Origin of the sequence: Iodobacter fluviatilis (genome assembly GCF_004194535.1) — a bacterium.
Lineage (GTDB): Bacteria > Pseudomonadota > Gammaproteobacteria > Burkholderiales > Chitinibacteraceae > Iodobacter > Iodobacter fluviatilis_A.
Genome location: NZ_CP025781.1, coordinates 2971439 through 2984432, shown reverse-complemented (window position 1 = coordinate 2984432; position 12994 = coordinate 2971439). Strand labels below are relative to the sequence as shown.

At 48.3% G+C, this 12994-nt stretch carries 9 protein-coding genes; 7 read left to right on the top strand and 2 right to left on the bottom strand.

From position 1 onward, the window contains the following. Positions 1–308 precede the first annotated feature (308 nt). From C1H71_RS13155 to C1H71_RS13125, 7 genes are all read left to right on the top strand, one after another. Positions 309–731 (top strand): type IV pilin protein, encoded by a 423-nt coding sequence (locus C1H71_RS13155; protein WP_188053264.1) that lies wholly within the window; start codon positions 309–311, stop codon positions 729–731. A 2-nt stretch (positions 732–733) separates the two neighbouring features. After that, on the top strand, positions 734–1363 hold the full coding sequence (locus C1H71_RS13150) for a GspH/FimT family pseudopilin (protein ID WP_130106947.1): 630 nt from the start codon (positions 734–736) through the stop codon (positions 1361–1363). 5 nt (positions 1364–1368) lie between these two features. Then, positions 1369–1893 carry a type IV pilus modification PilV family protein gene (locus tag C1H71_RS13145; RefSeq protein WP_130106946.1) on the top strand — a complete coding sequence of 175 codons (525 nt, stop codon included), beginning with the start codon at positions 1369–1371 and terminating at the stop codon, positions 1891–1893. A gap of 1 nt (position 1894) precedes the next feature. Continuing rightward, positions 1895–3088, top strand: coding sequence for a PilW family protein (locus tag C1H71_RS13140; RefSeq protein ID WP_188053262.1), 1194 nt, complete (start codon positions 1895–1897; stop codon positions 3086–3088). 44 nt (positions 3089–3132) lie between these two features. Continuing rightward, positions 3133–3726: a pilus assembly PilX family protein gene (locus C1H71_RS13135; protein ID WP_130106944.1), complete on the top strand. Its 594-nt coding sequence runs from the start codon at positions 3133–3135 to the stop codon at positions 3724–3726. Positions 3727–3744: 18 nt separating this feature from the next. Next, a complete protein-coding gene (locus C1H71_RS13130; protein WP_130106943.1) occupies positions 3745–6969 on the top strand; it encodes a pilus assembly protein in 3225 nt (1074 codons plus the stop codon). A 408-nt stretch (positions 6970–7377) separates the two neighbouring features. Beyond that, on the top strand, positions 7378–9483 hold the full coding sequence (locus C1H71_RS13125; protein WP_130106942.1) for an Ig-like domain-containing protein: 2106 nt from the start codon (positions 7378–7380) through the stop codon (positions 9481–9483). Positions 9484–9537: 54 nt separating this feature from the next. On the opposite strand, the gene C1H71_RS13120 is transcribed toward C1H71_RS13125, so the two are convergent. Beyond that, a complete protein-coding gene (locus tag C1H71_RS13120; protein WP_130106941.1) occupies positions 9538–9843 on the bottom strand; it encodes an MGMT family protein in 306 nt (101 codons plus the stop codon). 902 nt (positions 9844–10745) lie between these two features. Then, a complete protein-coding gene (gene ilvD, locus C1H71_RS13115) occupies positions 10746–12605 on the bottom strand; it encodes a dihydroxy-acid dehydratase (protein WP_130106940.1) in 1860 nt (619 codons plus the stop codon). Positions 12606–12994: the final 389 nt, after the last annotated feature.

Below are 12994 nucleotides of genomic sequence, written 5' to 3'. Positions count from 1 at the left end.
ATTTATCAGGCCATTAGGCATGGGGAATCAACAGCAGATAAATATTTATGAGTGGTTTTTTAGCAACAAACATTAGAATTTCATGATATTTATCATGTAAAGCTCAATCTTTAATCCCCTACGCCAGCCTTTTTACCCCTGTTTTGCAGCCTAAAACATCAAATAATCGTTTGAAATTTGCAATTCAGAACCACAACTACCGTTCGTCTATAAATATTGACCGGCGATCAAAATCCATAGGCATTTTAGCCTACTGGATAAATGCTCAATTTGTAAGCATTATGCTCTCAAACACAGTAGGAGCAATAATGCGAGTTTCAGCCGGCTTTACCCTTATCGAAGTCATGATTACCGTAGCGATTATCGGTATCTTGGCATCCATCGCCATCCCAAGTTATACCGATTACGTCACCCGCAGCCGCTTAGTAGAGGCTCAAAGTAAGCTGAGCGAAACACGGGTGCAGCTTGAGCAGTTTTATATGAATAACCGCACTTATGTTGGGTTTCCATGCGACAGAAATGCACGCCCAACAGAAAGCTTCAACATCAGCTGCGGAAGCCCCATCGCAGCCGACAGCTATACCATAACCGCGACAGGCACAAATAGAGCCCTCGGCTTTACGTTTACACTTAATGATCTGAATGTTAAGCAAACCACCGCCGCCCCCGCAGGCTGGACCTTTCTTCCAGTAGATCAAAACTGCTGGGTCACTAAAAGGTCTGGCTGCTGATTATGGATTTACTTATTCCTCAACGTAATCAGCGGGGCTTTACGCTGATCGAAATCATGATCACATTAGCTATTTTTGGCATTTTATTATCTTTAGCAGGGCCGCCGTTTCAGGCTTGGGTGCGGGGCACTCAGCTTAGAACCTACGCCGAGTCATTCCAAAGTGCGGTGCAACTTGCCCGTGCCGAGGCGATTAAGCGCAATGGCTATGTAGAACTCATTCTTACGAACAATGCTGTAAATGATGCAAATAATGTAAACCCTAGTGTAGACGGCACAGCTTGGCTGATCCGTGCCTGCCCTGCCTGTGTCAATCTCACCACTGCCGCGCCAGGCTTAAGCCACTACCCATTTATTGAAGGCAAAACAGTTGCTGAAGGAAACTCGGCCCGATTTAATCTTACCGCTGATCAATCCATGATTCGCTTTGATGCACTTGGCCGGGCTAATCAATCTTTACTGCTAATTGTAAGCGCGAATAAATCGAACGTAGGCGACTGCAACATACCAGCAGCCGATAACAGCACCGTACAAAGCCCGGCAAGAGTTTGCATGCGGGTTGATACGGGCGGCAATACGCAGCTTTGCCTGCCAGACGCGCCGAAAAACAATCCAGCTAGCTGCTCGAGGTAAGCACTATGACTATTTTTCATTCCCAGCGGGGATCCATGCTGCTTGAGTGTTTGATTGGCATCAGTATTTTTTCATTTGGCATACTGGCCATCAGCGCCTTGCAAGCCAATGCCATGCGTCATTCTGTGAGCAGCAGCTCACGAACAACGGCCACGCAGTTAATCCAGAGAATAGAGGGTGAAATGCGCAGTAATGCATCGAACCTAGACAGCTTTGCCATGGCAAGAACCGAATGCAGGAGTGCAGCCCCGTCCTCTGCTGACGCTAGGAGATGGGCGGCAGCAGTAAACACAAACCTGAATAATGCCATTTGCACTGTGGCGGTTCAAAGAAATACCCCCGCTACCAGCACGCCATGCTCGAGTCAGGTAACAATCAGCATTAGCTGGCCAACCCAACGTGGTGCCCAAACTGGGGCCGTTGCAGGTAACAACCAAGGGATGAATGAAGCCACCACCGTGATGCATATCCCCACAATTTTAGAAACCAATGATCCCCTAGAAACAAGGCATGTACGCTGTGGACTATAGAATGCATCCATCATCAGGCTTTGGCCTTGTCGAAATCATGGTCGCCATTGTGATTTCACTGCTGGCTTCGCTTGCTATTTACCAGACCTTTAATACCAGTGAAGGTTTTCGCCGCTCTACCTTAGGCAATGGCAATGCTCAAAGCAGCGGCGGGATTGCCATTATGCAAATCCAGAAAGAATTGGAACGTGCAGGCTACGGTATTGGCTCAAACCGCGCACTGAACTGTAATGTGGTTTCACAAAACCCCAATTACACCAACTTCCCTCTTGTGCCTGTACGCATCACGTCTGTGCCAGGTGGCTCTGATCAGATTTCACTGATGTACAGTACCTCAGCTGCAGCGGGCATGCCTGCGATGTTTGGTGAAGGCACCACTCACACCAATAATGATGATCAGTTCGTCAATATCCTATTAGCAAGCCAGTACAGGGCGAACGATTTAGTTGTGGTATGGCCAGATCCGGGTAGGCAGGCACAAGCCAACTGCCCTTTATTTCAAGTAACTTGTACCAATGCCACATGCAGCGGTACAGGCACGCCTGCTGCAACGCCGGGTAAAGACTTTTTACTGCGCCATACAGCCAATGCGCTATGGAATGGCACTGCATTAAACCAACCTTTCCCCACATCGCTGCCGATGAACACAACTCGCCTGTTTAATTTTGGCGCAATGGTACGCCGCACCTACTGCGTGTATTTAGAAGGCAACCCCAATCAATGCCGTGGTGCGAACGATACAACGGATGGCAGCCTGATCAGCATGGATATGCCTAAAGATAGAGCCATCGATCAAAACAGCTGGACCAGCACCACAGAAAATGTCATCCAGCTCAGAGCGGAATATGGCTTTGATACCAATACAGATGGCGACAACATCCCCAATAACGTGAGTGTTTGGAACAACACAACCCCCACTAATCTCTTAGGATGGCAACAGCTGATCGCAATTCGCTATGGCGTACTGGTGCGTAGCAACTATCCAGAAAAACCTGATAGAGCAGGCAACTGCAGTACCACGGCAAGTAATGCCATATTTACATGGGCAGGTGGCGCATTCACCACGCCCACCAATGCTCAGCCCAGCAATACCAACTGGCAATGCTATCGCTACACCGTGCACGAAACCGTGGTGCCGCTGCGAAATCAGATGTTTGCCAATCAGCCTAATTTACTTAGCACGGCAGCGCCGTAAAACAGATGCCTAATATTATGAATCCCATTTATAAACGAGCATATATGCCATCTCAAGCTCTAAAAAACAGGCAAAAAGGGCTGGTGCTGCTGATTTCACTGATCGTACTGGTAGTCATGACATTAGCAGCCATTGCCCTTGTCCGATCAATGAGTGGCAGCAATCAGATAGCAAATAATCTGGCACTACGCCAAGGCACAACCGCAGCGGCTGATGTGGCGCTAGAAAAAGCGCGCTTCTGGCTGGTAGCCCAATCCTTGAATGCCCCTGGGGTGCTAAATAGTGCATCCAACGCCAATGGCTACAGCCCGATCAATACCCCAAACCCCATTGCCGGCAATGCATGGGCAGCCGGTATCAATTGGGTTTGGGCTAATCCCAATGTAGGAAACGCTCCCTTGCCGTCAACAACAATAAATAAGCCGTTCAATGCCAACGGATATGCAGCAGCCTATTTTATTCAGCGCAGCTGTGCCACCGCAGGGAAAAAAACCCCAAACCGAAGCGGTTGCGACCTGCAAAAAATGTCGCCTAATGAGCCTGAAAGTAATTCCGAATATCAAATGATTTACAAAATAACCGTGCGAATTGAAGGCCCCAAAAACACAGTCACTTTTTATCAGGCCACGTTGTTCTAAGCTATTTGAGGTAAAACCATGAAAATTATTGCACTCAGTATTCTAAGCATCAGCCTTAATAGCTGGGCAGCCCAAACGGTAGACAAACCGCTCTCTACGCTGAGCGCGGGAGATATCAAACCCAACGTTATGTTTATCATCGATGATTCAGGCTCGATGGCTTGGAGCCATATGCCAGATGATGTTGTCAATTGGCGAACTAAGGTGGGCTACCACAACGCCCTGTGTAATGGCGTGTATTACAATCCCGAAATCAACTACCTAGCCCCTAAAAATGCCAATGGCACGGATATGCCGAATGCTAGCTTTAATGCGGCTTGGGATGATGGATTTAGCCGCGGCAGCACCCAAACCTACGATCTGGCAAGGAATTTCTTTGCCTACAACTCAACAACTGGTGGCAGTAACGGCCCCAGAGAGCGCGCATTTTATTGGCAATTTACAAAAGTGGGAGTTCCATCGGCCAGCCAATGCGAAAAACAATTAAACAACGCAGGCTCTGATTGGAGAAAAGAGCAAATTCCACTCGACAGTAGCGCTCAATCTATCGCAGCACGACAAAATTTTGCCAACTGGTTTAGCTATTACCGCACCCGCATGCTGATGATGAAATCCAGTGCAGGGGCGGCATTTTCCAGCATTGGTGACCGCTTTCGCGTGGGGTTTTCCTCCATCAATAACCTCACCGCAAACAGATACGATAACACGCGTTATCTAAATATTGATAACTATGCCACCCCACAAAAAGCGGCTTGGTATTCCATGCTCTATGCTACCAATCCAGGCGGTGGCACACCGCTAAAAACCGCACTCAAAGCCGTAGGAGAAATTTATTCCGGGCAACGCCCAGCAGCGACTGTAACAGACCCCATGCAATATAGTTGCCAACAAAATTTCACTATTCTCACTACTGATGGATACTGGAACACCAGCAACAATGCCGGTATTGGCAACCAAGATAACACCAACGACATCCCCTATCCAATGAGGGATACAAACAGCGGAGAAACACTGGCAGACGTGGCCATGTATTACTTTAAAAGGGACCTCCGCTCCAACATGGCCAATAACACACCAGGGGTAGAAGCGTTTGCTAATGGCGCAGCAGGGCGTCAGCTCATGCGCACCTACACGCTGGGTATGGGTATGGATGGGCAGCTTAAAAGAAGCGACTACGAGCCACTTACTAATCAACAAGTGCCCTGGCCACGCGTGCCTGGGGATACCCTTACCACCATCGATGACTTATGGCATGCAGCAGTGAATGGTGGTGGGGAGTATTTCAGTGCTAAAGATCCCAATGCTGTAGCGGCAGGGATCTCTAAGGCGCTCAGTGCTATTGAGGCTAAAACAGCCTCTGTAGGGGCTGCCGATGTGTCCAGCTCTTTTATGAGCGAAGGGGATAACTCTATTTACTCCAGCTCGTTTAAAACCATTAGCTGGACAGGAGAAGTACAGGCACGCACCATCAACCTAGAAACCGGCGCATTAGAAGCCGTTACCTGGTTGGCAAATACAAAATTAGGGGTGTTGGGCCATGCTAACCGGAAGATTTATACCTGCACGCTTGGAGCCTGCACCAGGCTTACGGATTTCAAAGACAGCAACCCTGACCTTATCAGCGCCATGGCCGTGGGTGTTAACGCGCTAAAAACCAGCAATGGCACACTTAACTCTGCGCAACTTAACCAAAATACTGCCAGTGCTCTGATTAATTATTTACGCGGCGATACAAGCAAGGAGATCAAGCCTGATGCACAAGATCAAAACTCATTATACCGTGTGCGTACAGGCATTTTAGGCTCTGTCATTCATGGTGGTGTCAGCCATGTAAAAAAACCAAACAAAGCTTATAGCGATGCAGGCTATGCCGAATTTGTGCGTAGCAATGCAGATAGAAAGGCCATGGTTTACGCCCCTGCCAATGATGGGATGTTGCATGCCTTTGATGCCGTAACAGGTGAAGAAAAATGGGCTTTTGTTCCACCGACAGTGGCACCTCGCCTATGGAAGCTGGCAGAACGTGCGTATGCCAATGATTTCAAATACTTTGTGGATGGTGCACCCACCATTACTGACATTAAAGTCGGCAATGCCTGGAAAACCATCCTAATTGGCGGTTTGCGTGGTGGTGGCGGTGAATACTATGCACTTGATATTACCAACCCAACCACTCCAGTCCTTTTATGGACCTTTAGTGACCCACTTCTAGGACAAACCTATGGTTTTCCTGTTGTAGGGAAAGTAGGCAACACCTGGAAAGTATTACTCAGCAGCGGCTACGATAATACAGATAATAAAGGCCATATTTTTTTACTCGATGCCGCAACCGGCAGGCCAGATAAAACCTTTACCAGCAGCTGCAGCAACAATACCGGCCTGTGTGGTTTATCTAAAATTGGCGTTTTGTTTGAAAACAGAAACGTAGATGACACCATCTTAATGGCCTATGCCGGCGATTTAGCGGGCAATTTATGGCGCTTTAATCCCGAAGATGGCAGCAGTGCCTTAGTAGCACAAACAGGGACAACTCTGGCACCACAAGCCATCACCACAGCCCCTATGGTTAAAGCCACGGCATACAAAAATTCCCGTAACGAGACCATGCACTATGTGACCTTTGGCACTGGGCGTTATTTAAATCAGGCCGATATTGCCAACGGCGATACCCATACTTTTTATGGCTTATTAGTTGATCCAAGCGCCAGCGTTATAGATCCTGCTTTTACCGCCTTACGCAGCTCAACGGCACTAAACGAGCTGCAATTTGAAAAAATCGGAGACGACATCGTATTAACTCGCCAAGGCAACAGCCAAGCGCTCGATACCCCTGCAGCACTACTGGCATGCAACAACAGAACCAGGGGCTGGCGCGCCAATATGTTCATCAACAAAGAACGCCTGCCTAATGACCCCCTACCACGGGGAGAAAAAGCACGATTCGTTACCTCTGTGCCGGATGGAGCTGTATGTGAAGCGGGTGGTTTCAGCAGAGAGTATTTATTACCCCTAGAAATCAGCAGCAATTGGATGTGCTCCAATCCAACACAGGATCAGTCTATCAAAACAGGCAATGATACAAATGGAACTATGCTTGATGATCCGAAGCAAATTCCGAGCATAATCACGGAAGACATCGACGGCAACGACGTCGACCCAGGTGGCAACACAAACCCAGGACATGCTCTTCTCAGGCCTGATTTAAGAGGCCGCCGCTCTGCTTGGACAGAGATTGTGAACTAAGCATCAAACCAAATGTGGTGTGCAGCTTTTGCACACCACATTTCATTTCCAAAACAAAAACATATTTTACAAACTATAATCAAGCAGCCTTGAGCTAAAGATAAATTCAAACAAGCCCAAACCCTGATAAAAACAACGGGAAATGGGGACATGACTAAGCCTTATACCTAATTGCTTATTTACTCTAGCCTTGAGTGACAACTCATACATACCAAAGCCTAAAAAACGACAAATCCTTTCAAAAACAAAAAACCTGTTGTTCAGCAAAAAAATTAATTACAAACTACAAATAAAAATTGTGACGAACATTGCTATATTGCAATCAATGTCGTTTAATCTGCTTATATTTGGTTTAAAGCTTCAGTCTATTGGGCAAAACAGCCCTTAAAAAAAGTAAAGGAGTATGCAGTGGAACGAATCAACTTCAACGGCAAATCGGCGCGAAAAGTCGCCGGCGGATTGCTGCTATTGGCAACGATTATGTTGACAGCGTGTAATGGATCTTCTGGGGATGGAGCTGGATCCGCAGGTACGGGGCAAGGCGGCACAAATGCCAGCGGGCCGGTTTCTATCTCGGTTGGTCTTAGCCCAAATTCTTCTGTCAGCTTGGGCGCACAAACAACGGCAACTGCCACCTTACTTGATTCTAAAAAACAACCTATTGCGGACGCCTTAGTCACATTCTCCACCGATAGTAAGCAAGCCACCATGGTCCCCTCGTCGGGAAAAGTGCTGACCAATGCCAGTGGTCAGGCGGTTATTTCACTAACTGCAGCTTCAGTCGATGCCAATGGTGCAGGCAGCTTACAGGTTGATGCAGCTGGAGCATCAGGTGGCAGCCCCTTTACTGTAACGGGCATCGCCAACTACACCATTGGTAGCACCAGCATTTCACTAGAGCCAATTACTCTAGGGCAAACAACCATTGATGCTTACGCCACGACAGCGGTCAAAGTAAAAGTACTCATCAATGGCGTTGCAGCCACAACACCGCAAACGGTCACCTTCACGTCAGGTTGCGCCACATCAGGCAAAGCAAAACTAGATGGAACTGCTTTAACCATCGCGGGCGAAGCTTCTGCTACCTACACAGATGACGGTTGCACTGGCTCAGACACCATTACAGCCAGCTTAAATATTGGTAATACGGCCCCTCGCTCAGCAACATTAAATTTCAATCCACGCAAATCGAGCTCCTTAAAATTTGTATCCACCACGCCAACAGATGGCGTGATCACATTAAAAGGTTTTGGTTCTGCGGCTAGACAAGAAACGGCTCAAGTTGTTTTCCAATTAGTTGACGCGAATAACAATGGTATTCAAGGCAAAGCCATTGATTTCTCTCTCGATGTAGGGGTAGGTGGTGTTAGCTTGCAAAGCGCGAGCAGTATTACCGATAGCACAGGTAAAGCAACAGCTATTGTTTTAGCGGGTAATCAACCGACACCTGTGCGGGTAATGGCGAAATCAGATGGATTAAGCTCGCAATCTAATGGCTTATCTATTTCTACTGGCTTTCCTGATATGGATAGCTTGTCGCTCTCTGTCGATCGCCGCAATATCAATGGCTGGAGATACGATGGTGCCACTGCAACCCTCACAATGCGATTAGCCGATCACTTTAATAACCCCATTCCAGATGGCACGGTCGTCAACTTTATTACCGATGGTGGGCGTATTGGTAGCAACAATACGGGGCAGTGCCAAACCAAAGACAGCCAATGTAGCATTGTTCTAAACTCACAAAAACCACGTCCTCTTAATGGCCGCGTGCATATTGTGGCTTATGCAATTGGCGAAGAAAGCTTCGTGGATAAAAACAATAATATTATTGCGGATCAAGATGCTGAGTTAGTCGATATTAATGATTTTTCGAGTGATATTGGCGAAGCCTTTATTGATGTGAATGAAAATGGAAAATTTGATCTAGGAATTGATCAACTTGTCGATTTTAATAGCAATAGTAAATACGATGGGCCAGATGGTAAATTTAATGGCTCATTATGTTTAAGCTCTTGGAGTAAATGCTCAAGCACCAAGACTTTGCATGTATTTGCTCAAGATATCTTTATTTTCTCTAGCGATAAGCCACTGCTAGATACCATTCAAGTAGCACCAGCACTTCCTGTGACAGGTCTTCGTAAGATCGTCTTACAATGCGATCAGGCTCAACAAGAAATATTGTGGATACGTGAGTCTAATGCTCAAAATGCAATGCCAACGGGCACAGTCATTAGTTACAACACGGTGGATGCAGGAAGCATAGGGACTAAACCCACAACCATTCCTAGCTCCACTCAAGATGTCAAACTCCAAACAGGTGGAATCACCATATTTAGCCCAACTATTACGGCAAAAAAATGTAAAGATATGAAAGAAGAGGCTGTATCTCGAGGATCATGGGGAGTAAGCGTTGCTGTTCCTGACCATGGTGGTGGAACAGCATTAACAACAGACTTCACCACAAGTTTCTGCGTGTACAGAACCGATAAAACAGCAGCTGACTGCAATTAACACAGCAAATTGTTTCTGCTCAAAAAAACAGCCGCTTAATTAAGCGGCTGTTTTTCATTCCCCATCCCACAAATAAACCTTTAAATCAATTCTCCCCCCCTCTCCAAACTCCACGCCTTCGCACTGTAATAAAAAACGCTGCTCATCATCATTGCCATCTAGCCCACGTGGGCTGACTTTGCCTTGGCCATTGATCACACGCTGCCATGGCACGGGTGTGTTTTTATCATGCAGACAGCGGCCGACGAATCGGGAGTGGTTGGGGTAGCCAGCGAGCCTAGCGATCTGGCCGTAGGTAGCGACTTTGCCGTAGGGGATGCGGGTAACGACTAGGCGGATGGCGGTTGCGATGGCGCTCATAACGGACCTTTCAGCAAAATTTCTGTAGACACAGAGGGGGAAGAACACAGGGTTCACTGAGAAAAACGAGTTAATACCAACACCGAACACGTCATTCCCGAATGCTTGTATCGGGAATCCAGAGGTACTACTAGATCCCCGACAAAAACGCTCGGGGATGACAATATTGCAAGTGCCGTTGCATGACTGCATAGGCACAAAAACCCAAATCTCAAACCACAGAGGCCAGAGAGCACAGAGTTTCGCTGAGAAAAACGAGTTAATACCAACACCGAACGCGTCATTCCCGAATGCTTGTATCGGGAATCCAGAGGTGCTACTAGATCCCCGACAAAAACGCTCGGGGATGACGATATTGCAAGTGCCGTTGCATGACTGCATAGGCACAAAAACCCAAATCTCAAACCACAGAGGCCAGAGAGCACAGAGTTTCGCTGAGAAAAACGAGTTAATACCAACACCGAACACGTCATTCCCGAATGCTTGTATCGGGAATCCAGAGGTGCTACTAGATCCCCGACAAAAACGCTCGGGGATGACGATATAGCAAGTGCCGTTGCATGGCTGCATAGGCACAAAAACCCAAATCTTGAACCACGGAGGACACAGAGAGCACAGAGTTTCGCTGAGAAAAACGAGTTAATACCAACACCGAACGCGTCATTCCCGAATGCTTGTATCGGGAATCCAGAGGTGCTACTAGATCTCCGACAAAAACACTCGGGGATGACGATATTGCAAGTGCTGTTGCATGGCTGCATAGGTAAAAAAACCCAAATCTCAAACCACAGAGGCCAGAGAGCACAGAGTTTCACGGAGAAAACCCAAGCCCATTTTTACTTGGTTTTCTCCGTGCTCTCCATGCCTTTCTCTGTGTTCTCTGTGTCTACAGATTTATGGTTTTACCCCTTACGCTCAACCTGGCTTACATCACGCACGGCTCCAGTGTGGGCGGAGGTGGTCATGGCGGCGTAGGCTCTTAGCGCTGGTGAGATATAGCGTTGGCGATCAACTGGTTTCCATGCGTTTTTACCACGGGCTTCCATTTCTACTCGGCGCTCTTCCAGCGTTGCGTCATCGACGCGAAGGCGAATACTGCGCTGTGGGATGTCGATTTCAATCGTGTCGCCCTCGTGCACAAGGCCAATCAAGCCGCCATCGGCCGCTTCTGGGCTGACGTGGCCAATCGATAAGCCAGAAGTGCCGCCAGAGAAGCGCCCATCGGTTAGCAGCGCACACGCTTTGCCCAAGCCTTTGGATTTTAAATAGCTAGTTGGATAGAGCATTTCTTGCATGCCGGGGCCGCCTTTCGGGCCTTCGTAGCGAATCACCACAATATCGCCCGCTACGATTTGGTCGGCCAGAATGCTGGCAACCGCGTCGTCTTGCGATTCAAATACACGGGCGCGGCCGGTGTATTTAAGGATGGAATCATCCACACCCGCTGTTTTAACAATACAGCCAAGCGGCGCGATATTGCCTGACAACACGGCAAGGCCACCGTCGGTGCTATAAGCGTATTCTTTGCTGCGGATGCAGCCATTTTCGCGGTCTAAATCCAGCTCTGGCCAGCGCATCGATTGGCTAAACGCAATAGTCGTAGCCACGCCGCCAGGTGCTGCACTAAAGAAGCGATGCGCTTCGCTGTCTTTGGCATTAACGCTAATGTCCCACTTCGCCAACGCTTCACCCATAGTCGGCGCGTGCACTGTTTTAGCATCGGCGTGGATCAGACCCGCACGGTTTAGCTCGCCCAATAGCGCCATCACACCACCGGCACGGTGCACGTCTTCCATATGATATTTTTGCGTAGCGGGCGCGACTTTAGCCAAGCACGGCACGCCACGGGAAACGCGGTCGATATCTTGCATGGTGAAGTCGACTTCAGCCTCAAACGCAGCAGCCAGCAGGTGCAAGACGGTATTAGTCGAGCCGCCCATCGCCACATCTAAGCTCATGGCGTTTTCAAAAGCGGCCTTGGTGGCAATGCTGCGCGGCAAGACCGAATCATCATCTTGCTCGTAATAACGCTTGGCAATTTCAACAATAGTGCGGCCCGCTTGCAGGAATAATTGCTTACGATCGCCATGCGTAGCCAGCATCGAGCCATTGCCCGGCAAGGACAAGCCCAAAGCTTCGGTTAAGCAATTCATCGAATTAGCGGTAAACATGCCCGAGCAAGAGCCGCAGGTTGGGCAGGCAGAGCGCTCTACGGCGGCGACTTCTTCATCGCTGACGCTGCTGTCCGCTGCTTCAACCATGGCATCGACCAGATCTAGCTTACGCACGCCACCTTTCCAATCTACCTTGCCCGCTTCCATTGGCCCGCCGGAAACAAAAATCACCGGAACATTCAGGCGCAGCGCAGCCATCAACATGCCGGGGGTGATTTTGTCGCAATTGGAGATACACACAATCGCATCGGCACAATGGGCGTTGACCATATATTCAACCGAATCGGCGATCAAATCACGGCTGGGCAGGCTATAGAGCATGCCCGAATGCCCCATGGCAATGCCGTCATCCACGGCAATGGTGTTGAATTCTTTGGCGATACCGCCCGCTTTTTCGATTTCTCTGGCAACCAGCTGACCAAGGTTATGCAAATGCACATGGCCCGGCACAAATTGGGTAAACGAATTGGCAATGGCAATAATCGGTTTATCAAAATCACCATCTTTCATGCCAGTTGCACGCCACAGGGCGCGAGCACCAGCCATATTACGGCCATGCGTGGTAGTACGGGAGCGATAGACGGGCATTTTTATTCCTTTCTATAGAATTAAGGAAAAACTCAGAATTAGAATTACAGATTTATTTTATGCACGGCTACCGGCAAGCTTTTTTACGGCCATGCATGCTAGTGCGGGGGAGATAGACAGGCATTTTTAGATCCTTGCAGCGAAGTAATCAATCAGGAAAAAGACTTCAAATATCTGAATAGCCGTATTTATAAAGAGCACATCAACCGCTTGGGTAAAAGCAGGAAGGCTCAAAAAACGGCTGATCGACTCTGCGTAGTAAAAGTAATTTTGTCACTCCAACATGCAGGGCTGGCGGCCTAAAGGAAATATTCAGGCTAAGTACGGCTTAGTTACCCATTGTTTCGCGTTCTACGAATCAAATGTCAACCTAGCAGCCTGTCGGACTT